General features: G+C 64.0%; 15 protein-coding genes and 1 pseudogene. 9 read left to right on the top strand and 7 right to left on the bottom strand.

Annotated elements, in window-relative coordinates; translation table 11 throughout:
* From AC3EA7_RS21370 to AC3EA7_RS21355, 4 genes and pseudogenes are all read right to left on the bottom strand, one after another.
* A pseudogene (locus tag AC3EA7_RS21370) lies at positions 1 to 931 on the bottom strand (Eco57I restriction-modification methylase domain-containing protein); the annotation flags it as partial.
* Positions 932 to 1,025: 94 nt separating this feature from the next.
* Complete coding sequence (locus AC3EA7_RS21365) at positions 1,026 to 3,869, bottom strand: helicase-related protein (protein ID WP_488616100.1); 2,844 nt, start codon at positions 3,867 to 3,869, stop codon at positions 1,026 to 1,028.
* A gap of 479 nt (positions 3,870 to 4,348) precedes the next feature.
* Positions 4,349 to 9,547, bottom strand: coding sequence for a DEAD/DEAH box helicase (locus tag AC3EA7_RS21360; protein WP_488616099.1), 5,199 nt, complete (start codon positions 9,545 to 9,547; stop codon positions 4,349 to 4,351).
* Positions 9,548 to 9,989: 442 nt separating this feature from the next.
* Positions 9,990 to 10,403: an META domain-containing protein gene (locus AC3EA7_RS21355; protein WP_488616098.1), complete on the bottom strand. Its 414-nt coding sequence runs from the start codon at positions 10,401 to 10,403 to the stop codon at positions 9,990 to 9,992.
* A gap of 390 nt (positions 10,404 to 10,793) precedes the next feature.
* On the opposite strand from AC3EA7_RS21355, the gene AC3EA7_RS21350 reads away from it, so the two are divergent.
* From AC3EA7_RS21350 to AC3EA7_RS21325, 6 genes are all read left to right on the top strand, one after another.
* Positions 10,794 to 12,245, top strand: coding sequence for a dihydrolipoyl dehydrogenase family protein (locus AC3EA7_RS21350; protein WP_488616097.1), 1,452 nt, complete (start codon positions 10,794 to 10,796; stop codon positions 12,243 to 12,245).
* 184 nt (positions 12,246 to 12,429) lie between these two features.
* The gene (locus AC3EA7_RS21345) at positions 12,430 to 12,693 is read left to right on the top strand and encodes a hypothetical protein (protein WP_488616096.1); all 264 of its coding nucleotides are present in this window, start codon (positions 12,430 to 12,432) and stop codon (positions 12,691 to 12,693) included.
* Complete coding sequence (locus tag AC3EA7_RS21340) at positions 12,686 to 13,036, top strand: hypothetical protein (RefSeq protein WP_488616095.1); 351 nt, start codon at positions 12,686 to 12,688, stop codon at positions 13,034 to 13,036. Before AC3EA7_RS21345 ends, AC3EA7_RS21340 begins: the two co-directional genes overlap by 8 nt.
* A gap of 228 nt (positions 13,037 to 13,264) precedes the next feature.
* Entirely contained in the window at positions 13,265 to 13,993 is a 729-nt protein-coding gene (locus tag AC3EA7_RS21335) for a TVP38/TMEM64 family protein (RefSeq protein ID WP_488616094.1), read from the top strand.
* A gap of 151 nt (positions 13,994 to 14,144) precedes the next feature.
* Positions 14,145 to 15,770: an SDR family NAD(P)-dependent oxidoreductase gene (locus AC3EA7_RS21330; protein WP_488616093.1), complete on the top strand. Its 1,626-nt coding sequence runs from the start codon at positions 14,145 to 14,147 to the stop codon at positions 15,768 to 15,770.
* Positions 15,767 to 16,882: a flavin-containing monooxygenase gene (locus tag AC3EA7_RS21325; protein WP_488616092.1), complete on the top strand. Its 1,116-nt coding sequence runs from the start codon at positions 15,767 to 15,769 to the stop codon at positions 16,880 to 16,882. The genes AC3EA7_RS21330 and AC3EA7_RS21325 overlap by 4 nt, the downstream gene beginning before the upstream one ends.
* Before the next feature lie 373 nt (positions 16,883 to 17,255).
* Here the strand turns inward: AC3EA7_RS21325 and AC3EA7_RS21320 are convergent, their stop codons facing one another.
* The 3 genes from AC3EA7_RS21320 to AC3EA7_RS21310 all read right to left on the bottom strand — a co-directional run bounded on the left by AC3EA7_RS21320 (position 17,256) and on the right by AC3EA7_RS21310 (position 19,839).
* A complete protein-coding gene (locus AC3EA7_RS21320; protein ID WP_488616091.1) occupies positions 17,256 to 18,266 on the bottom strand; it encodes an arsenic resistance protein in 1,011 nt (336 codons plus the stop codon).
* A 194-nt stretch (positions 18,267 to 18,460) separates the two neighbouring features.
* Positions 18,461 to 19,573, bottom strand: a complete 1,113-nt coding sequence (locus tag AC3EA7_RS21315; protein ID WP_488616090.1) for a CobW family GTP-binding protein — start codon at positions 19,571 to 19,573, stop codon at positions 18,461 to 18,463.
* A 23-nt stretch (positions 19,574 to 19,596) separates the two neighbouring features.
* The gene (locus AC3EA7_RS21310) at positions 19,597 to 19,839 is read right to left on the bottom strand and encodes an FmdB family zinc ribbon protein (protein ID WP_488616089.1); all 243 of its coding nucleotides are present in this window, start codon (positions 19,837 to 19,839) and stop codon (positions 19,597 to 19,599) included.
* A 151-nt stretch (positions 19,840 to 19,990) separates the two neighbouring features.
* On the opposite strand from AC3EA7_RS21310, the gene AC3EA7_RS21305 reads away from it, so the two are divergent.
* The 3 genes from AC3EA7_RS21305 (at position 19,991) to AC3EA7_RS21295 (ending at position 22,300) form a co-directional block, all read left to right on the top strand.
* Positions 19,991 to 20,494, top strand: coding sequence for a glutathione peroxidase (locus tag AC3EA7_RS21305; RefSeq protein ID WP_488616088.1), 504 nt, complete (start codon positions 19,991 to 19,993; stop codon positions 20,492 to 20,494).
* Between the two features lie 168 nt (positions 20,495 to 20,662).
* On the top strand, positions 20,663 to 21,889 hold the full coding sequence (gene zigA / locus AC3EA7_RS21300) for a zinc metallochaperone GTPase ZigA (RefSeq protein WP_488616087.1): 1,227 nt from the start codon (positions 20,663 to 20,665) through the stop codon (positions 21,887 to 21,889).
* Positions 21,890 to 21,922: 33 nt separating this feature from the next.
* Positions 21,923 to 22,300: a SaoD/DsrE family protein gene (locus AC3EA7_RS21295; RefSeq protein ID WP_488616086.1), complete on the top strand. Its 378-nt coding sequence runs from the start codon at positions 21,923 to 21,925 to the stop codon at positions 22,298 to 22,300.
* The last annotated feature ends 223 nt before the right edge of the window (positions 22,301 to 22,523 follow it).

Raw genomic sequence — 22,523 nt, 5'->3', positions numbered from 1 at the left:
GCGGGTCGAGCAGCAGGTCGCGCTCCTCGGCGACGAACAGGAACAGCAGGCGGTAGACCAGGCGCAACACCTGGCGGTAGTAGTCTTGCGCGCTCAGCGCGCCTGAACGGAGCCGCTCGCGCAGCGCGCTATTGGCGGGGTGCGCCAGAAAGCCGCGACCAAGCGCCGTGATCGCCGCCTCGACGCCGTCGCGCAATTGATCGAGCGCCCGCACGCCCTGTTCCTGAGCCGCGCGCGACCAGCGTTCGAGCCAGCAGTGTTCGGGGCGCTCGGCCTCCACCCGCGACTGGTGGCAGACAAGCCAGAGGAGCGCGAAGTCGGCGTAGACCTGCCCCTCGAACATGGCCTCCAGGTCGAACTCGACAAACGCCTGGCGGGTGAGACGCGCATTGTCGCGCAGCACGCGCAGCCGCAGGCCGTTCGAGACAAAGCCCCACAGATGACCATCGGCGGCATTCAGCGCCTCCTGCACCAGGCTGTGAGGGCTGCCCCTGGCTGCCCCGGCGACGCCAGGGGTGCGTCGGTCGAGGTCCACACCGCAGCCGACCAGGTGGATCGGCGTGCGCCCCCAGGCATGTGAGATGGCGTACTGTTTGCCATTCAGGTCAATAGCTTTCGCCGGCTGCAACCGGCCATACCCCAGTTCCTGAAAGAGCGGCAACAGCCAGCGTTCACGGGTCAGACCGGTGGCGGGGTCGTTGGGCGGCAGTTTTGCAGCGGCGCTGCGAAAACCAGACCAGAGGCCGCGCAGTCGGATCCAGGCGCGGTTGATCGCCTCATTAATCCGCTCGCCGTTGAGCAAGTGGTAGGCGGCGGGCGTCAGCCCGTCCAGCGCCGGATCGCCGTCGGCAATGCGCCGCAGCAGGTCTGCTGGCAGGATCGCGCCTTCGCTGCGGACGGTGATGAAACTGTTGCGGGAGCGAGTGGTCATGGTTGTGGATATTTTACACTATTTCTCACCGCAAGGGCGCGGGGCAACCTATCGCCCGCGCCTTCAGCCGCCGGGCGGTCTGCGGCGGGGCGCGTTATCCTGGCAGGAACATATACACCCCCAGCACATCAGGCGGCGTCTGCGCTTCGACGCGGTAGTTGACGCCGCGGGCGCGGGCGGCGGCGCGCACCCGGCGATGCGCTTCGAGCACCCGCTGCCCCCGCTCGCGCGCCGCTTCGTTCAGGCGCGGCCAGAGCGGGTCGAAGTTGTCGAGCGTCAGGCGCAGAAAGTGGATTGCCTGATCGGGACCGATGTTAGCGTCGGCGCGCGCGTCGAGCAGGGCCTCAGTTGCCGCCGCGTCGAGCCACTCGGCGCGGTCGGGCGCTCCGGCGAAAGCCAGCAGCGCGCACTCCTCCGCCAGCAACGGAGTTTCGCGCTCGCCGCGCCGGGTGATGATGTGATGGCGGAAACGCAGCAGCAGCAGCGTCGTGCGTTTCGCCACTGCGCGGGTGCGGATGACCCCGCAGCGCCGCGCTACGCTGTCGCTCAAGGGATCGAGGGCGCTATCCAGCACATACGTGGCCAGTCCTTCAACGAATGGGTGGGTGCGGTTGAGATACACTTCGTCATCGCCAACCGGCAGATCGAAGCGCGCCGTGATCGACGTTGCCACGCCGCAGGCTTCCCTGAGCGCCCGTGGCGCTTCGGTCATGTCGATCCGCAGCGCGCCATTGCCGGCAGAAACCGCAGCCCCGTGCGCCTGCGCCGCCAGACGCACGAAGGCGGCCAGATCGACGCCGGAGCCGATCGCCGTGCGCACTTCCGCCAGTTCGCCGGCTACCTCTTCGACTTTGATGCCCTCCTGGGCGAACATCGTGCGCGAACGCTTCTCGCGGTCGGCGCCCATGTCCCACGCGCGGAACAACGTCTCCCGTTGCGGCGCCAGCACGTCCTCGAAGCCGGGCAGCATCTGCTGTGCGCTACTCTTCGCGCCGCTCCCCCCGCGCAGCAGCAACCCCTCGAAGATCGCCTCGACAACGCTCTCGGAGTTGACCGGCGCCGGCACCGACACCCCCAGCGAATTGCGGATCGCGCGGTGTTTGCGGATCAGCACATCGAGCACGATCCCGTCGATCTGATTATCGACGCCATAGTAGGTGATGACCTTCACCTTCGGACTCGGCTGACCGTAGCGATCCACCCGTCCCTCGCGCTGCTCGTGGCGGGTCGGGTTCCACGAGAGATCGTAGTGCAACACGGCGTTGAAGTGGTGCTGGAGATTGATCCCCTCGCTCAGGCAGTCGGTGGCGACGAGCACGCGCCTGGCATGCCCGGCAAGCGCCAGCACGCGATCCTCGCGCTCATCGTGCGGCAGCAGACCGGTGACTGCCTCGACTGCTACATCGTTCGGCAGATGCTCGCGCAGCGCCGCCGCGACATACTCGGCGGTCTGGATGAAGCGACAGAAGACGATTGGCTGGCAGCCATCGGCGATCAACGCGCGCACCAGGCTGATCGCTTTGTGGAGTTTCGCATCGCCGGCGCCGCGCAGCGCCTCGGCGTCGCGCGCCAGGTCGAGCAAGCGCCGTCGGTGACCGCGCTCATCATCGCCGGACTGCTCGCCGCTGTCGCTGCCGGGAACCACATCAATTCCTTCGCTGCTCTCCTCCTCGATCTGATCGAGCACCGTCCGTCGCCCAATGCTATCCGCCTCCTCGGCAGTCGTCGTATCAGCAACGGCGGCGCGGGCGCGCAGGGTCGCCGCCGCCGCCGCCGGGCTTGAAGCCAGGGCGCGGAGCAACGCCAGCGCCGACCACCAGCGCACCCGCTGGCGGTGACGATTGCCATCGGCGGAGTCGGCGACCGTCTCGCGGGCGTAGCGCAGCGCGCGCTCGAACAGTCGCCGGTATCCCTCGCTCAGTTTGTAGTGCGCCTCGGTGTCTTCACGCTCCGGGAAGGGGGTCTCCGCCTGCAAATAGTGGCGAATATCGCCGCGCCGCCGCTGGACGAAGTGGGCCGCCAGGCGGCGGCGTTGCGGCTCGTGCTGCGGCCCGCTCAGGTCATCGGGCAGGTCGGCGAACGCAGGGTCGAGCAACGTGAGCAGGGAGCGGAACGCCGCCTCATCGCCGCTGTGCGGCGTGGCGGTCACCAGGATGAGGTGGCGCTGTCGGTCTGCCGCCAACCCGGACACGAGCGCGTGGCGCTGATGCTGGCTGCTGCGCCGTTCGGCGCTGGCAGCGCAGGTATGCGCCTCATCGACGATCACCAGTTCCGGGCAGGTGCGCAGAAACTCGTCGCGCCGGCGTTCCGACTTGATGAAATCGAGTGAGACGATCACATGGTCGTAGACCTCGAAGAGCGACTGGCCCAGGGCGCAGCGCCGTTCGAGGCGGGTCGCCGTACCCGGCAACACCAGTTCCGCTGCAATATGAAACTTATCGTGCAGTTCAGCCTGCCACTGCTCCGCCAGGTGGGGCGGGCAGAGCACTGCCAGGCGGGTCGCCTCGCCGCGGTCCAGCAGTTCGCGCGCAATCAGGCCCGCCTCGATCGTCTTGCCAATGCCGACATCATCGGCGATCAGCAGCCGCACCGGGTCGAGTTTGAGCGCCATCAGCAACGGGACAAGCTGATAGGGGCGCGGTTCGACAGCAATGCGCGCGAACGAGCGGAACGGACCGGCGCTCGAGCGAAAGCCGAGCCGCACTGCATCGCGCAGCAACCGGCAGGAGCGGGCATCGCCGTGGCGTGCCGGATCGGGCAGCGCAAAGCGCGCCGGTTCGACCGGCTCCAGCGGCAGATAGACCCCGGTGATCTCGTCGTCTGTGCCGCCAAGGGGGCGCAGCACCAGCAGATCGTCGGTCGATTCGGGCAGCACCACCCACTCGCGCCCGCGAGCGCGCACCAGAGCGCCGACAGCGAAGGTGTTTCGGGTTGTCATATGCTCATACTGATACTAACTTGCAGTCAGTCAGACACGATGTTCGCGCGTTCGTTGTGCAAGGCGCGCCGGTCAACGCACACCGGCAGGATGGTGCGAATGACCGCGCATGAGGATTACCTTCCCATAAACGCATATGGATATGTGTATGCTGCTTCTGACCTCATGGGAGAGTTTTGTGTGCCCATCATGCTATGCTATCATGCTATGATGCTAGCACAACATGTATACATCTCACGTTCGCTTGTCCTGCTTACCCCGCAATGCATTGACATACTGTTGCGCACCAACTCTCTGCCGGATCTCGGCGCTCAGATCTTTCATATCGAGCATAGACGATGTACCTCAGTTGGGTGGGCGAAGGCACTGCCTTCGCCCACCCAACTGAGCGATCCACACGTGAATGCGGATTGGTTCGCATCGAAGAAGTATCAGTAGGGTAGGCGAAGGCGACGCCTTCATCCGCCCAGCGTATTGCTCTAGCTCCCAGAAGCCACGGTTCCAAAAATATACGGGAAGCGCGCCAATATCGCATCCCAGTCATCGGTGTGCCCGAAGCGGATGACGGTGTAGCCCGCATCCTCCAGGCATGCCTGCTGCGCGGCGTCGCGCGCGGCGCGTTCAGGATAGGCGTGGTGCGGACCGTCAATGTACACCGCCGTCCTGTCATCCAGGTAGACGAAATCGGGGCGCGTCCCGCAGGCTTCGATCAAGTACTGGGCATGCGAGGGCAGGCGCAAGCCGCGTTCATCGAGCAGGCGCAGCCATTGCCGCTCAAGTTCCGATCCCGCCTGACGCAACAGCGCCTCGCAGTGCTCAGCGCGGCTCCGCGCCACCGGCGATGCCGCCAGCGTGGACTGCGCCAGCGCCAGCAGGATGTCGCGGATTGAATGGCGGTCGAGCAGGGGGTGGTCGCGCTGATTCGTATAGGTCATCAGACAGTCATAGCACGCCGCTTCGCAATCCTCGCGCGAACGGGGCGCACGGCGTTCGTCCCTGCCGGTCTCCGGGTCGAAATGGCAGATGCGCAGCGCCTCACGGGCAACACGCGCCAGCGCGCGTTGCTCGTCGAGCAACCGGCTGAGCACCCCCGCCCCGCCCTCCGCCGATTCGTAGAAGAGGATCAGACGGCGGTCGTCGTTGTCCGGGTCTGGCAGCGACTCAACCGCCAGTTCATTGTCTTCGAGCTGGTAGACCGCCTGGATCGCGTGTTTCAGCGCCGCTTGCAACGATGCCATGACCCAAACGTCGAGCGGCGCTTCCGGCTCGAACAGCAGGCAGTTGCGGTAATCTTCGACATACGGGATCACGCGCTGCGTCCGCGCTGAGAGCGGATCGTCCTCATCGTCCGCCAGTTGATCATTCCGCGCCCAATAGCCGCGCTCCACGTCGAGCACGAAGCCGTACTGCTCCTTCTCCTTGCGCCGCCGCCAGCCCAGGTTGATACGCCAGATCGTCGCGGTATGGCCATAGGTCAGGCGCGCGAGCAGCATCCCTTCGCGCAGCACATTCGCCGTGCGCACCGGGCTGGCGCGCTCGCCAGCCTCTTCGAAGCGCACCCCGGTGATGATCTCATACCCGATGCGCATGCGCTCCTCTTCGTCGGAGTTGATCTTATCGCGGCGTTTGGTGGCGACATTTTGGAGCCGGAAGAGGTTGCGCAATGTCTTTTCGAGCGACGCGCCGCAGCGCTGGCAGAGGTCGAGCCCATCCCCGTCGGTGACCGGATGGAGATAGCCGCAGCGTTCGCAGCGCTTCGCCCGCCGCGTGAGCGGATCGTCCTCGGTGGCTGGCGGCAGAATCACCTTGTTGATCGTGTAGCGCGACCCCTCGTGATAGATGATCGCGCGCGGTCCGAACTCGGAGATCGCCAGGAAGCGCGGGCGCGAGAGGAACTCATCGCGCTGCCGGGTGCGCCGCGCCGGAATGAACGCCGAGAGCGGCAGGCGCGGGAAGTTGTAGCCCGGCAGAAACCCCTCGCTGGCGAAGTAGCGGTAACTGTAGAAGTCCGACTGCGTCAGGTTGTCGATCTCGGTCAGCAGTTTGAGCTGCTCCTCCGCCTCGCGCCGCAGCCGTTCCGCCTGCTGCTTATCCTCCGGGCTGCGCGAAGCGTCGCGGATGATGCGATCCTGGGAACGCGCCTGGACCAGGGCTGCCCGGTAGAGTCCTCGCCAGCGATCACAGGTGCGGTCAAAGGCGTGGGGGGTCTGCTCGATCACCGCATCAATCCAGTTGTCGCGGAACCAGCCGGCTGCCTGCAATTCAGGACGGATCGTTGCCAGCACCTGCTCGACGCGGGCGCGGGCGCGGCGCCGGGCGCCCGCGTCGTTGATCGCAGCCCGGACGTGCTCCAGAAGTTCCAGCGTTGGCTCATCGCCGGAGACATCGAGCAGGTCGCGCAGCGACGAACCGAGGCTCAGTCCCGTTTCCGCCAGCCAGATCGCGTGAATGTGGGCGCGGATGAGGTCCTGATTGCTCAGATCGAGACGCGGCGGAGACACCGCGCCGGCGACCATGCGCTCGGGGCGTTTGAAGAAATACTGGTCGTGCGGGCTGCCGGTCGAGCAGTACGTAAAGACGAGCGCCGGCTGGCCGCTGCGCCCGGCGCGACCGCTGCGCTGCGCATAGTTGGCGGGCGTCGGCGGCGCATTGCGCATGTTGACCACATTCAACTCGGCAATATCGACCCCCAGTTCCATCGTCGGCGAGCAGTAGAGGATCGGCAGATCGCCTTCGCGGAACGCCGCCTCGCGCTGCTGGCGATCCTGCGACGGGACCTGCGCGGTGTGCTCGCGCGCTTCCATGCCGATCAGCGATGCCGCCACTTCCTGGTAGAAACGCACAAAGAACGGATTGGTGCGCCCGCCCTCCTGTGATTCATTCGGCGTGCGAATGGGATCGCGGAAGGGGCGCGTTCCATCGCCGCTCACCCAGCGCAACGCCGCCGCCGGGAGTTGATACCCCGGCACATCCGTCGCGTCGCGCGCCGGTTCCACGATCGTCACCAGACCACCCTGCTGGAGTGCGGACAGCAGGTTGCGAATGATCGCATCGGTGTCGTCCAGCCGCAGCCGCTCCGGGAAATCAGGGAAGGTCGTGCGGCGGCGCAGGAACTGGCCAAAGCCGCCGCGCGGCGAGAGGAAGAGATTGCCGCCATAGTCGCGCGGACCGCGCGGGCGCGGATAGAGAATGGATGCATGCTCCATGCGCTCATTCTCATCGAGCGCCCAGGGCGCCTTAAGGCGCTGGCTGCTCTCCTGCCGGATGCGCTCCTGGTAGCGCTCATCGAGATAGTCCACCCGGATCGCCAGATCGCGCCGCATCACATCGAGCAGCGTCTTCGCAACCAGCATCCGCGTGGCGACCGTTGCGCCCGCCAGCGCCGGATGCGCGTTCTGCCAGATGTCTTCCGCCGCGCAAACTTCATCGAGCGCCTCGTACTGAATGTCGAGCAAGCCGCACTGCTCCAGGTTCGGGGAGGTAATCCGCCAGCCGCGCTTCAGGTCGCGGTAGATGCGATAGCCGAGCACCTCGCGCAGCGCGCGCTGCGTCTCGCGCAGCGCCTGGAAGCGCACCTCCGGGTTTTCGGCGTAGGCTGCCAGCGGCAGATCGAGCGCATCGAACACCTTCTGGGTCAGTTCGTCATGGCGCAGCCCGTGCGGTCCTGCGCTGCGCACCGCGTGCAGCAGCGCCGCGCGCAGCACCGTGATCTCCACAAAATCGTTGAAGTGCCCCGCCTGAAGCGCCGCGTCCTGGCGATTATCGGTGAAACTCAGCAACTTTTGCGCCCGTCTCGGCAGGTCGGACGACCGGAGGGCGCGAATGGCGGAAAGGCTCAGGATCGTGGTCGCGGTGCTGCGCCCTTCGGAACTGAGCGAGCTGAGTTTGGCGAAATCGGAGGTCTGGCGCGCGCCGCCGTAGGAGACGCCGCAGCAGAGGCAGAACAGGAACGGCGAAGGGACATAATGAACCGTCAGGTCGCCGCTGCCAATGACGCCATCCGGCGCAACGCGCAGCGGTTCGGGCAGGCCCTTGCGGCGGTTCGGGCGCACGCGCAACTCCCCGCGATGCTCTTCCAGCCAGTCCTCCGGCAGACGATTCGCCTGTTCCTGCCACTCATCGGGCCAGGGATTGGCGCTGCTCAGGTAGAGATATCCGGCTTGCTCCTGATCGTCGTCGGGAATCTCGCCGTATGGGCGCGGCAGGAACATCTCCCCGGACTGCGGATCGCGGATGCGGCGGACGCTGTAGTACTCCTGGCCGCATTCCCGGCAGAAAACCAGCGGGAAGAGCAGTTTCCCGCGATCACCGGGCACAAACTGCTGCCCCTGCAATGTTAGATGCCGCTGCGCCTCTGGTTCGAGCGACGCATAGACCGTATCGCCGCGGCTGATAAACTGGTGCAAGCGGAACGCAAACGGCGGAAAGCCGGTCTCCGGGTCCGGTTCACAGGCGTAGCCGCCGAGCAGCCCTGCCTGGATCGCGGCGGCGCACTCCGCTTCCGCAACCCCGGTCAGGGCGGACAACTCGCGGGCCGCTCCCTCTGGTCCCGTGATGCTGCGCGGCTGCGAACGCACCAGGCGAGCGCCGCCCGGATCAGTCGTCACCCCAAACGCGCTCTCAATCCAGCTCGAAAGCGGGTCAGCCACAAAATCGGCATAGATGGCAGGAGGTGGCGCGTGCGGATCGCGCAGTCGGTCGCGCAGCGCCGCCAGGAACGCCGGGTCGTCGGTGCGGCGCTCCGGCGTGATCCGGCGCAGCGTCTCGCCGATCACGTGCTCAGGCGCTACCGGCGCGCCAAAAATCTGCGACGCCACAGCCGCCACCTCAGCCTGTTGTTCGGCAAACGTGCGGGCGCCGGCAAGCGTGGCCGACGTCCCGACCACCTGGAGGCGGTCGGCTGCCAGGCGGTCGCGCACCCGGCGCACCAGCAGCGCCACATCCGCTCCCTGACGCCCGCGATAGGTATGCAACTCATCGAGCGCCAGGAAGCGCAACCCCTGAGCGGCGTCGATCAGGCGGCGCTCCGCCTGGCGCGTCAGGATCAGTTCCAGCATCACATAATTCGTCAGCAGAATATCGGGCGGGTCGGTGATGATCGCCTGGCGCGTCGCATCATTCTCCTGCCCTGTGTAGCGGGCGAACGTGACCGGTCCTTGCCCGTTGGGGTAGCCGAGGTGCAGAAACTTGCGCAGCTCGCCCTCCTGGCTATTTGCCAGCGCATTCATCGGGTAGACGATGATTGCCTGAATGCCGCGCCGCGTGCCGTGGCGCAGCACATGATCGACAATCGGGACAATATAGGAAAGGCTCTTGCCTGAACCGGTGCCGGTCGTCAGGACATAATTGTGGCCCTGGCGGGCGATGCGCACCGCCTCTTCCTGATGCTGGTGCAGTCGCAGGGGCCGTCCCGCGCCGTGGTATTCGGGGCGATCCTTGTCTTTGCGGAAGATGCGACGGCACTCCTCATGCAACACGCCCTCGCCGACCAGGTCATCAATCCAGGCGCCGGGAGCGAACGCCGGGTTCAACTGGATCAGCGCCTCGGGCCAGAGCAGACCGGCGTGAATAGCCTCATCCACCGTCGCACGAATGCGCGGGTCGCGGATCTGGAAGAAACTGCTGATATAGGCGTTATAGTCCTCAATCAGGCGGGTGCGCAGGTCAAAGATGTTCATAGGCGCCTCCACAGACGATATGTTAACGAAATTGCTCTGAGCATACCATGTGGCGGGCAGTAATGTGGAAGGGGCGGGTGCAGAGCCTGCGAGGCGTTTCATCAGTATTCGTGGTAGCATGAGCAGCGCCGCGCTTGTTCCCGGCGAGTGCGCCTCGATAAGTTGCGTAAGACCCACAACGGTCTGCATGTCTGGACGCCCAGCCGGGCTGCTGTGCTATACTGGCGCCGGATCATTGGCGAAGACCGGTTTCATCAGCAACATGCGCAGGCATCGTCTGATGAGGTGTGTGATGACGACTCTGACTCTTGAGTTGCAACCTGAACTCGAGCAGCGTGGACCAAAGGGATGAGCGTTTTCTACAATGCTCGTATGTCCGGTCTCACATTTGTTGCCGCCGATGACGACCTGATCGCAGCAGCTCGCGCGGTAGGAATGGACGCTATTCCCGCACGAACCGCATCCGCATTGCGCCGTTGCCATCCTTGAGCAACAACTCCCCGCCAGTCAGTTCCCAGGATGTCACGGCGCCAAACGCCTGGTAAAACGCCGCCTCCTGCGCGTTGAGCGCCGGATCGAGGCAGGCGCGCGCAGTGCTGGCGAGGTCGCCGAAGGTGATCGCCGCACCGGTGATGCGGTAGGTCCCACCGTAGATGTTGCACCCCGAATTACCGCCTGCCTGGTCGCGTGTCTCGAAGTTCAGGGTCAGCGGCGTCCCCGCGTTGAGCGGCGCGTGCCCGTCGAGTTCGATCAGGCGCCAGCGTGTGCCTGCGAGATCGGCGCCGCCCGTTCCGCATGCAGCGCCCAAAAGCGCAATACCCAGAACGCAGAGCAGCAATCTATATCGTGTCCCCATGGGTCTTCACTTTCCTGTTGCAATTCGCTTCCACTGAATGTACAGACGTTGCGATCCGGTGACGGGTTCCTTCATGAACAGGCGGGAACCTCGCCGACAGACGGCGTGACCTCAAGGGTCTTGGGAGAAGCGCCAACCAACAACGGCGCCTGAACCGTATACCCTGACAGGACGTGCAAAGTGGCGCGTTTTCTGGCGCCGCCAGAGCCTGTGGCAGCGTGGCGCTTCCGATTAAGGTGGTATGGTGCGGCGGCTTTGCCGCTGCACCATACCACAAAAGAAGATACGTACCGCTCTGCCAAAGGCAAAAAGAGCCATCACGCGGCTCGCCTGTGAGGCGATCGCGCCACTCCTGTACCCCGACAGGATATTCGAAAAGGTTCCGGGCACATGACCGACCACTTCCACACCATCGTCATCGGCGCCGGGTCCGGTGGTCTGACCGTCGCCTATGGTCTTGCGTCCCTCGGCAGGCGCGTGGCACTGATCGAGGAGCGCCATGTCGGCGGGGATTGTACGAATGTGGGGTGCATTCCGTCGAAGACGCTCATTCACCTGGCGCAGCAGTGCGTTGGCGACGCGGCTGCAACGCTCGCCAGGGTGCGCCAGAAGCGCGATGCACTGCGTGCGAAGGAGACGCAGGAGTTCGGCGCTGTCCCCAACCTGAGCCTGATCTTCGGTCGGGCGCGCATCGTCGCGCCGCACCAGGCGGCGGTGACGCTGCCCGGCGGCGGTGAGCGCATCCTGACAGCGCGCCACATCGTGGTGGCAACCGGCGCTTGTCCCCGTCTGCTGACGGTGCCGGGTCTGCCTGCGGCGCGCGCGCTGACCAATGAGCGCATTTTTGAGATCGACCGCGCGCCGCAGCATCTGGCGATCATCGGCGGCGGCGCAGTCGGCGTCGAACTGGCGTTTGCATTCCGCAACCTGGGCAGCCGGGTGAGCATCATCGACGTTGCGCCGCGCGTGTTGACCCGCTCCCTGCCCGAAGCCTCGCGCGCTATCGAGGAGTCGCTGCGCGCACGCGGCGTGGCGCTCCACCTGAACGCGCGCGTCCATTCGTATGACGAAGCCACGCACACCCTGCGCGTCGAATGCGCCGGACAGATCGCATCGCTGGAAGAGGTGGACGCGGTGCTGATCGCGGTCGGGCGCGAGCGGAATATCGAAGGGCTTGGGCTGGAGAAGGTCGGCGTGCGCGTAACTCTCTACGACGGGATCGTGACCGACGCCTATGGGCGCACCAGTGCGCCGGGTATCTATGCCGTCGGCGATGTCACCGCCATATCTGCCTTCACCCATTCCGCGAATGCGCAGGGACGGCGCGTGGTGCAGCGGATCGCATTCCCCTGGTTGCCGGCGCGTGACCCGGAACCGCTCTTTCCCGGCGTCGTGTTCAGTGATCCAGAGGTTGCAACCGTCGGTATGAGTCCGCAGCAGATAGCGCAGCGTTACCATCCGAAACTGATCAAGCGTATCCATGTAAATCTGGCGACACAGACCGATCGCGGGTATACTGACGATGTGCGGCATGGGTTCATCGTCGTGGATGCCATACGGCTGACCGGAAGGATTCTGGGAGTTACGATCGTCGCGCCAAAGGCGTCGGAGATGATCTCATTCTTCACGCTAGCGATCCAGGAGAGAGTCTCGCTCTACCGGCTGTACCGCATCGTCTACCCGTATCCGACGTTTTCCAGCGGTATTCAAAAAGTGGCGGACACCTTCCTGCGCGATACGCTTACCGGTCTGCGTGGTGAAGTGCGCGCCTACCTGCGCTACCGCCTGGCGAAGCCGGGGGGCGCGACGGAAGATATGCCCGTGGATGTCGTCACGAATTGACAGGAAACGACGCTACTCCACGCAGCGCCGTCGATCCAGCAGGTGGCGCACGCGCGGACGTGATGGAGTTTGAGATTAATCCGGTATCGCCCAGTGAAGCCCGCGCAGGCGGGCTTCGCACCCGTAGCCCGCGACTTCAGTCGCCGGGCTACGAGGCGGATAGCGGAATATTCATTCAAAGCCTGTGGTCGATAAAGTTCTCCGCGAATCGAAAGACACCCTCTTCGCTGCGCTGGTGCGCGGTCCGGTCCGCCATATTCACCCGACGGTCGTGACCGTTCTGGCGGCAATCGTCGGTCTTGGCGCGGCTGTCGCCGCCTGGCAGAGCGCATACTGGCTCGCCGTGGGTCTCTGGTTGGTCAATCGAATCCTTGATGGTCTGGATGGCGCAATTGCGCTCTGTCGGGAAGCAGAGCGATCTGGGGGCGTACCTGGATATCGTGCTTGATTTCGTGGTCTATGCCGCCATACCACTGGGATTGGCGCTGGCGCATGGCGAGCCTGCCGCACTTGTGGCGCTGGCGCTGCTCCTGGCGAGTTTCTACATCAACGGCGCCAGTTGGATGTACCTGGCGGCGGTGCTGGAGAAGCGCAACGCGGGCGCCGTAGCGCGCGGCGAACCCACCTCGGTGACGATGCCGCCAGGATTGATTGAGGGAACCGAAACGATTGCATTCTATACCCTCTTTCTCCTGTTTCCCGATGCGCTGGTGATCCTGTTCGGCGTGATGGCGGCGCTAACGCTGATTACCGCCGGGCAGCGGGTGGTCTGGGCGGTGCGGAATGTGTGAGGCGCGAGGCACGAGGCGCGAGGCGCGAGGCGCGAGGCACGAGGCGCGAGGCGCGAGGCGCGAGGCGCGAGGGGGTGCAGGTGGGAAGGTTGCAGGTGGCAGGTTGCGGTCCGCGTAGGGGCATCGCCGAGGTAGGGGCGCCGCTTGTGGGCGTGCGAGGGGCATCGCCGAGGCAGGGGCGCCGCTTGTGGGCGCCCGCCAACGGCGCGAAGGGTCGCAGGTGGAAAAGTGGAAGCAGGTTGCGGTCAGCGGGAAAAACGACACAACAGCATTCTGGCGCGTCACTGGCAGAAGGCGGCTGCGGCTGCCATCTGGATCGCGCTGGCAGGCGGGTTTTTTGGCTATGCGGCGATCACCGGCAGCACACCCGCCGCGACCTTGCAGGCACTGGTTGATCTGCTGCGCTCACCAATCGGTCCGTTGATCTACATTCTGATCTACACCCTGCGTCCGCTTGCGTTCTTTTCGGCAGTCGTCGTTTCACTGGCGGGCGGCGCGATCTGGGGTCCGCTCTGGGGAACGTTGTTTGTGGTCGTTGGGTCGAATATGTCGGCGACGCTGGCGTATGGCTTCGGGCGCGTGTTTGGGCGCGGCATTCTGCCCGATAACGCCGCGAATGGCGGCATTGTCGGGCGCTATGCCGAACGGTTGCGCACGAATGCGTTTGCCGCCGTTCTGGTCACGCGCCTGATCTATCTGCCCTACGACCTGGTGAACTATCTGGCGGGATTCCTGCGCGTGCCCTACCGTCCCTTTCTACTGGGTTCGATCCTCGGCGCGCTGCCGGGCACGCTCGTGTTTGTGCTGGCCGGCGCGTCGCTCAATCTCGACGACATTCTCGCCGGGCGTTTCAGCGTCTCGGCGGTGAATCCCTGGTCGCTGGCGCTTTCCGCCGCGTTGTTTGCTGGCGGGATTGCGATCGCGCGCGTACTGCGCCGCAGCGAGCAGGCGTCGTAGCATGCTTGGTACAGCGGGAAAAATAGAGAGCAGACGCCTTTCTTGATGTTTGACAAATAATCTGGTGTCGCCCGGTTTAGCCCGTGCAGGCGGGCTTCGCTTTCCATAGCCCGCGACCGCAGTCGCCGGGCGGGTAGGCGGATAGCGGAATATGTATTCAAACTCTCCATCGAAAGTCAACCATGATTACCCGCCGCCACGCGCTCCCGTCGTGGTGATCACCGGCGCCGGCGACGGGATCGGGCGGGCGCTGGCGCGGATCTATCGCGCGCGCGGCGCGCGGGTCATCGGCGTCGGGCGACGTCCGGCGGCGATGGTTCCGCCGGATCTGCGCAGCGACTACTGTCGCGTCGATCTGGCGCAACCGTTCGCGGCTGCGCTGATCGCAGAGTTTCTCCGGCAGCATGGCGTTGGTCGTCTCGATCTGCTCGTCCACTGCGCGGGCATCGGCTCATACGGCGCCGTCGATGCCCAGACGCCGGAGGAGATCGATGCGCTGCTGAACGTCAACCTGCGCGCTCCGATTATGCTGACCCACGCCCTCCTTCCCCGGCTGATGGCGGGACGTGGGCGCGTGGTCTTCGTCGGATCGGTCGTTGCCGCGCTTCCCGCACCCGACTACGCGGTGTATGGGGCAACCAAAGCGGCGCTGGAAGGGTTCGCTTGCAATCTGCGTGAGGAACTGCGCGGCATGGTTGGTGTGCAGGTGGTGCATCCAGGCGCTACGCGCACCGGTATGCATGCAAAGGCGGGAGTTCCGCTCGACCGCATCGGCGGGCGTCGTTTTCCATCGCCAGAGTGGATGGCGGAACACATCGTGCGCGTCATCCAGCAGGATACGCCGGTGGCGACCGTCGGCGCCATCAATCGCCTGCTGCGTTTCGCCGGGCGTCACCTGGGCGGTCTGGTCGATGCAATCGCTGCTCGGAGTGCGCTTCAACCGGCGCATCCGGCAATCTACCCGAAACCTGCCGATCCCTCTCTCTACCACTGCGTCGTCACCGGCGGCGCCAACGGCATCGGGCGGGCAGTCGTGGAACGGTACGCCCGCGCCGGGTGGATGGTGACGATCATCGACCGCGATGCTGTGCAGGCTGCCCGGCTCTGTCGCACATTGCACGAAACTGGCGCGACGGCGACCTGGATCGAAGCCGATCTGTCACAACCGGACGACATTTCTCAGGTGTTCCATCGACTTATGACGCTTCCGCCCGTCGATGTCGTGGTGCAGAGCGCCGGGATCAATGCCGTTGGACCCTTCGCCGCCATGCCGCTCGACGATCAACTGGCGGTGCTGGATGTCAATCTGCGCGCTCCGCTGCACCTGACTGCCGGCTTGTTACGCCACACACTGCTCACGCCGCACGCCGCGCTGGTCTTCATTGCGTCACTCTCGGTCTACACCGGGTACCCTGGCGCAGCGGTCTATGCCGCGACCAAGGAAGGGCTGGCGTCGTATGCGCGGAGTCTGCGCGTGGCGCTGGCGCAGCGAAACATGCACATAGCGACGGTCTATCCGGGACCGACGCGCACCGATCATGCGCGGCGCTACAGCCCCGACAACCGCCGGGAGAGCCGCCGGATGTCGCCGGAGTGTGTGGCGCAGTCTATCGTGATGGCGGTTGAACGCCGGCGCACAGAGGTGATACCAGGGATGACCAACCGGTTGATCGCAGCGGTCGGTCGTGTGGCGCCAGCATTGACGATGTACGCGATGCGCAAGTTCATCTTCGAGAAACTCCCGCAGACGCATCGAAATCCGGGAGGAGCGCCTTGATCATTATCGTTGGCGCAGGACCTGCCGGACTCGCAATGGCTGCCGAACTGGCGCGCCGCGGGCTGCCGTGTCGCGTAATCGAACGGGGACAGGCGGGTGAGTCGTGGTATCATCACTACGACCGCTTGCGACTGCACACACTGAAACAGGTCTCGGCGCTGCCCGGATTGCCGATGCCGTCGGACTACCCCGATTTCCCCAGCCGTGCGCAGTTTCTGGCATACCTGCGGCAGTACGCCCGCCATTTTGCGTTGCCGATCGCGGAAGGGGTTGATCTGCGCCGTGCCGATGTTGAGGCAGGGCGCTGGGTGCTCAGAACCAGCAGCGGGATACTGGAGGCATCGGCGCTGGTGATGGCAACCGGCATCTGGAGCGCGCCGGTGCGTCCCCGTCTTCCGGGTGACGAGCGGTTCGCCGGTCCTATTCTGCACAGCCGCGACTACCGTAACCCGCAACCGTTCCGCGGGCAGCGGGTCCTGGTGGTAGGCGCGGGCAACTCCGGCGCTGAAATCGCCGTCGATCTCGCCGAAGATGGCATCGAAACCGGCATTGCCGTGCGCAGCGGCGTAGCGTTCGTCCCCAGACCTCGATCAGCAGCGGCAATGCGCCTGGCTGCCTGGGGATTGCGTACCCTGCCGGCGCCGCTGGCGGAGCGCCTGTTGCGCCGGCGCGACTTTCGCCATCTCGGGTTGCCGCTGCCCCCCGGATCGCCACTCACCCACTACCCGGTCGTTGGCTATGAATTGCCACAGGCGGTCGCCGCAGGACATATCACTGTCTACCCTGAACTGGAGCGCCTTGAAGCCAGCGTCGCATACTTCTGCGACGGGCGCAGCGCCCCGTTCGACGCCATCATCCTGGCGACCGGCTACCGACCGGCGCTCGACCCCGTTGCCCATCTGCTCGACTACGACACCGGCGGGCGTCCGCTGCTCGACCGATACTGGCGATCACGGACGAACCCGCGGCTGGTGTGCATCGGGTACACCTACCCGACAACCGAAGGATGGCTCCAGGCGCTCGGACGGGTGGTGCGCGCCGCTGCTGATGGCCTGACGCCATCGATGTTGAGCATCACCGGTGGGGCGGGGGCGTTGAATGTTGAACGTTGAACGTGTGAAGGTAGGGGCGTGCCCGCGCCGGTGGCCCGCCCGCCGATGGTACGCCCCTACCCCGCCCCTCCCTCGCAGGGAGAGGGAGGTTCGCCCGCGCCGGTTTTACGGTGCACGTGACATAATGTAGAGGCAGGCCGGTGGCCCGCCCGCCAGAGGCGCGCCCGCCGGTGGTAGGGGCGTGCCGGTGGCATGCCCGCGTGCTATAGATAGTGGTTGGGAAGATGAAGCCAGGCGCAAAGAACGCAGGTGGCAGGTGACAGGTAGGAAGGTCGAGGGTTAGGAGTCAAGGGTTAAGTTTATCGATCTCATTGCTCTCACCCCTCACCCCTCACGGCTCACCCCTCACTCCTCACTCCTCACTCCTCACCCCTCACCCCTCACCCCTCACCCGGTTCTCAATTCTCGGTTTGCCGCTCTCCGATCTCAATTGAGGGAACAGATGCCCTGGCACCCACCACAGATACATCGCCATCCCGATCAGTTCGACCAGCGACTGAAAGACGATCACGACAACCGCGACCTCGAACCCTGGCGGGAACGCCAGCGCCAGCGGGAGAACCACGAACGAGTTGCGTGTGCCGAAACTGAATGCCAGCACACGTCCCTGGGACGCCGGCAACCGGAATAGCGCGGCCATCAACCAGGCAAGGGCGCTGGCAAGAGCCAGAAAAGCGCCGAAGATCACCAGCAAGCGGCTCAACCAGGCGACCGAACCCGCAACCAGGTGGACCTGCGACGCAGCAATGATGAAAACAACGATCGCCAGCAGTGGAACCGGCAGCCACCCAAGACGTTCGATCAGAACAGCGCGGTTATTGCCACGCTCGACCCATCGCTCAGTCGCAAACGCTGCCAGTAACGGCAGAACAATCAATCCAACAAACGCCTTGAGCATATCGCCGCTGGCGAACGTCAATGCCACGCCTTCGCCGAAGAAGAGCCAGAGATAGAGCGGTAGCAGGAGCATTTGCATCAGCAGACTGAGCGGTGAGAATGCAATGGCGCTCTTCGTATCGCCACGTCCCAGATGGGTGAAGGTGATAAACCAGTCGGTGCATGGAACCAGCAGGACCATTGCAACGCCCAGGCTCACCACGGAGTCATCAGGCGCCAGCAGGATCAGCCCCCAGACTGCCAGCGGCAGAACGACGAAGTTGCCGATCACCGCCGCTGCCAGGAAACGGGCGTCGGCAAACGATTCGCGCAGATGCGTCAGCGGTATCTGGGTCATTGTGGCGTAAATGAGCACACCGAGCACATACCATAACGCCACCTCCAGCGCCGCGCTGGCTTCAGGGGATATGAAACCGACAAGGAGACCGGCAGAGATTGCAACCAGATAGATCAGGACCTGATGTTTTTCGAGCGACTGGCGGGTCAAACAGTGTCTCCGGCGCATGTGCTGGCAGCAATGCAGGGTGCTGAGAGCCTGTCCGAAGATCAGGGGTTCGATGTTCACGCAGGCGAAAAGAAGCAATCTCCACAGTTCGACGTGAGATTGCCCTGGCGCCGACGCACCCTGCGATAAGCCAGAGCGCGCGTGTTTTCGGGCAGGCTCTGGTCACATCCCGTTATTCACATTGTACCAGAAACGCCGCCAAACATCCGACGGAACCACGACTGCTGCCCTGTGACCTGTTCGCGCCCTGGCGCGTCGGTCAGACATGCATCGAACGCCGCCGTCAACTGATCGGCGTCCAGCCCGCCGGGCACGCCGATAAAGACCATCTGTGTACCGGGAATCGTATCACCCCAGGGTTCCCCGACGGTCACCGTAATCCGCACACCGACGATGTGCAGAATAGCGCGACGCTTGGGCGTCTCCGCCAGGTAGAGAATCCCCTTGCCGCGGAAGATCGTCGCCGGCAAGTCCTGCAAAGCGGAGCGCAATTTCTTCAGGCTGAATGGTCGGTCGCTCACGTAACTCCACGTACTGAACTCGGTGTCGTGGTTGTGGTGATGGTCGTGCTCGTGGTCATGATCGCAGTGCGGACCGTGCTCGTGGTCGTGGTGATGGTCATGCTCATGGGCATGGCGGGGGACGACAATCCGTGGTTGCACTTCGAGGTTGTAGCGACCAACGTTGAGGATCAGGCTCATCGGCACATCACCGTGGACAGCGGGAAGGATGCGGGCACGCGGCACAATCTGGCGCACCCACTCTTCAACCTGAGCACGCTGTTCCTCACTGACGAGATCGACCTTGCTCAGCACCACCACATCCGCTGCGCTGATCTGATGAATAATCAAGTCTTCATAGTACTGCTGCTGTCGCACATATTCGGCATCAACCACCGTAATCACCGAGTCGAGCCGGAAGAAGGGGCGCAATTCAGGCAGATCGAACGTTTCCGCCACCGCCCACGGATCACTCACGCCACTCGTCTCAATGATGAGATATTCGGGCGGTTCCGCGCGATCCAGCAGCAGCAGCGCCGTCTTGAGCAGGTCGCCGCGAATGGAGCAGCAGATGCAGCCGTTGGCGAGTGAAATCGTTTCGCCCTCAACGCCGACGACGAGTTGCGTATCGATGTTGATGCTCCCGAAATCATTGACCAGCACCGCTACCCGCAAGCCGTGATCGGCGTGGAGGATTCGGTTGAGCAGTGTGGTCTTTCCAGAGCCTAAAAACCCGGTGAGAATAGTCACCGGAACCGATTGCAATGGCGCTTCAATAGACATACTCATGTTCTCCTGAGCATCGGAAGAGATTACGACCGCCGTCGCGGGATGCAGCACGGGCAGCCGGGACCATGGAGAGCGCGCCTGACCTGCTCTGGGCTGGCGTAGACCGGCTTGGGCGCATTGCGCGACCGAATGCTGAAGCTGCTCAGGTCGCGCGAGCACAACCCGTGGCAGACCGGGCACTCGACCGGATCATCGGCGCGCCAGGAAGGGCGGAGTTCTTCGACTTCGATCTCGCACTCCGGGCAGGTGTAGATGTAGAGTGGCATGGGTTCATCCGCACCGTCGGGAATAATTGCATGATATATGCTATCACTTAAAGAAAGGGATGTCAACGACCGGGGATTTGACAGTTTGCTCAAAACCGGTCATACTGAATTGCACAGGTATTGCACACATTTACCAGGGAGAGTTCACACCATGGGCATATACGACATCGTTGCCCGGTTGATCGACGGCACGCCGCAGCCGCTCAGCGAGTACCGGGGCAGGGTCCTGCTTATCGTCAACGTCGCCAGCAAATGCGGGTTCGCGCCGCAGTATGCCGGTCTTGAAGCGCTCTACCGTCGCTACCGCGACGACGGGTTCGTGGTTCTTGGGTTCCCGTGCGACCAGTTTGCCGGTCAGGAGTACGACGATCCGAACGCCATCCAGCAGTTTTGCACCCGCAACTATGGGGTCAGTTTCCCGATTTTCGAGAAAATCGACGTGAACGGTCCCGCTACCCACCCGTTGTTCGCGCTGCTGAAAGCGGAAAAGCCGGGACTCCTGGGCATTCAGACGATTCCGTGGAACTTCACCAAATTCCTGGTCGACCGCCAGGGCAAGGTGCGCCGCCGCTACGCCCCTATCGACACCCCCGAAATGATTGAGCGCGACATCGTGGCGCTGCTGCGCCAGCCAGCGCCGATCACGGCTCAGTAGGCGCGTGTCTGAACCCTCGCCTCATGAGGTGCAATTGGGTGGACGAAGGCACTGCCTTCGCCCACCCAATTGACTTTTTCAGACACGCACTCCACTGTTTGACAATATCGATGATATACACTATCATCTATTGCCGACAACCATGCATTGATCTCAAAGGGGACCTCTATGGCGCAGCAACCGGTGCGATCGTTGCCGGTCACCGTTCTGTCGGGATTTCTCGGCAGCGGCAAAACCACGATCCTCAACCACGTGCTTGCGAACCGTGAAGGGATGCGGGTGGCGGTCATTGTCAACGACATGAGCGAAATCAATATCGATGCGCGGCTGGTGCGCAGCGGCGGTGCGACGCTCAGCCGCACCGAGGAGCGCCTGATCGAGATGACCAATGGTTGCATCTGTTGCACCCTGCGCGAGGATTTGCTCATCGAGGCAGCGCGCCTGGCGCGCGAAGGGCGCTTCGACTATCTGCTGATCGAGTCGACCGGCATCTCCGAACCGCTGCCGGTGGCGGAGACATTCACCTTTGCGGATGAAACCGGCGTCAGCCTGGCGGACCTGGCGCGTCTGGATACGATGGTGACGGTCGTTGACGCATTCAATTTTCCGCGCGATTTCTTCTCGACCGACGATCTGTGCGATCGCAATCTGGTTGCCGATGAGCAGGATGAGCGTTCGGTCGTCGATCTGCTGATCGATCAGGTGGAATTCGCCGATGTGCTGGTGCTGAACAAGATCGACCTGATCCCACCGGAAGAGGCGGATCAGATTGAGGCGCTGCTGCGCAAACTCAACCCGGATGCGCAGATCGTGCGCACGAGCTTTGGGCGTGTCCCGCTGCACGCTATTCTGAACACCGGACGATTCGATTTCGAGCGGGCGGCGCAGGCGCCTGGCTGGCTCAAGGAACTGCGTGGCGAGCATATGCCGGAAACTGAAGAGTACGGCATTTCGAGCTTTGTCTACCGCGCGCGGCGGCCGTTTCATCCCCAACGGTTCTGGGACCTGATCCACGATGAATGGCCCGGCGTGTTGCGCTCTAAGGGGGTGATCTGGCTGGCGACGCGCATGGAGATGAGTGGTCTCTGGTCGCAGGCGGGGCGTGCATGTCGTGTGGCGCCGGGCGGCATGTGGTGGGCTGCGCTGCCGGAAGACGAATTGCCGGACGATCTCGACGATGACGCGTATCTGGCGCAGGTCTGGCACAGTCAGTGGGGTGATCGGCGGCAGGAGTTGGTGCTGATCGGGCAGGATATGGACGAAGCGGCGCTCCGCGCGCGCCTCGACGCCTGTCTGCTTACCGACGACGAGATGGCATTGGGTCCCGCAGGATGGGCGCAGTTCGCCGATCCCTTCGGCGAGTGGGCGGCATGGAACCCGGAGTTGGACGATTAAGGCTGTATATCCGTCAATGAAAGGGAGATACTCGTGAAAGTCGCATACGTGTTTGCAACTGATATGTCGGCAACCTACAAACTTGGCAAGATGATCCTGCCGCAACTTGAACAGGAGGTTCATGGCGCACATGTGGTCGGGATGATGTTCTTCGACGATAACCTGTACGTGTTGCGCAAGGGCGACCCGATTGGCGAGCGCCTGGCGAAGATTGCAAAGGAACAGAACATTCTCCTCATGGTGTGCGACCGCTGCGCTATCGAGCGCGATCTGGGGGAGGGCGATTTCACGCAATGCGGCTTCGGGCAGGTCAAAGCGAAGGGGCTGGTCGATGGCGTGGTGGCTGGCTGCTTCCCGCAATTGTACGAAGCGCTTGCCGGGAGTCCGCCGGATCAGGTGATTACGCTGTAGGGTTGGGGCGGGCAGTGGTCCCCTCACTCCCCGGACCCCCTCACCCCCCTGCCCCCCGCTCCCACAAGGGGAGAGGGGGAACATTGCTCCCCTCCCCCCTTGTGGGGGAGGGGTTGGGGGTGGGGGGTGGAGGGGTGATCTCTGCCTCTGCCGCCCCCCGCTCCCACGAGGGGAGAGGGGGAACATTGCTCCCCTCCCCCCTTGTGGGGGAGGGGTTGGGGGT

The organism is Roseiflexus sp. (genome assembly GCF_057785375.1).
Note: the sequence above shows the minus strand (reverse complement) of the source record. Positions and strands in the feature narration are given on the sequence as shown.

Excerpts from the sequence above, each read along its gene's own strand:
- AC3EA7_RS21350 (WP_488616097.1), top strand. The coding sequence starts at position 10,794 with ATGACCGACCACTTCCACACCATCGTCATCGGCGCCGGGTCCGGTGGT.
- AC3EA7_RS21355 (WP_488616098.1), bottom strand. The coding sequence starts at position 10,403 with ATGGGGACACGATATAGATTGCTGCTCTGCGTTCTGGGTATTGCGCTT.
- AC3EA7_RS21305 (WP_488616088.1), top strand. The coding sequence starts at position 19,991 with ATGGGCATATACGACATCGTTGCCCGGTTGATCGACGGCACGCCGCAG.
- AC3EA7_RS21360 (WP_488616099.1), bottom strand. The coding sequence starts at position 9,547 with ATGAACATCTTTGACCTGCGCACCCGCCTGATTGAGGACTATAACGCC.
- AC3EA7_RS21365 (WP_488616100.1), bottom strand. The coding sequence starts at position 3,869 with ATGACAACCCGAAACACCTTCGCTGTCGGCGCTCTGGTGCGCGCTCGC.
- AC3EA7_RS21315 (WP_488616090.1), bottom strand. The coding sequence starts at position 19,573 with ATGAGTATGTCTATTGAAGCGCCATTGCAATCGGTTCCGGTGACTATT.
- zigA (WP_488616087.1), top strand. The coding sequence starts at position 20,663 with ATGGCGCAGCAACCGGTGCGATCGTTGCCGGTCACCGTTCTGTCGGGA.
- AC3EA7_RS21310 (WP_488616089.1), bottom strand. The coding sequence starts at position 19,839 with ATGCCACTCTACATCTACACCTGCCCGGAGTGCGAGATCGAAGTCGAA.
- AC3EA7_RS21330 (WP_488616093.1), top strand. The coding sequence starts at position 14,145 with ATGTATTCAAACTCTCCATCGAAAGTCAACCATGATTACCCGCCGCCA.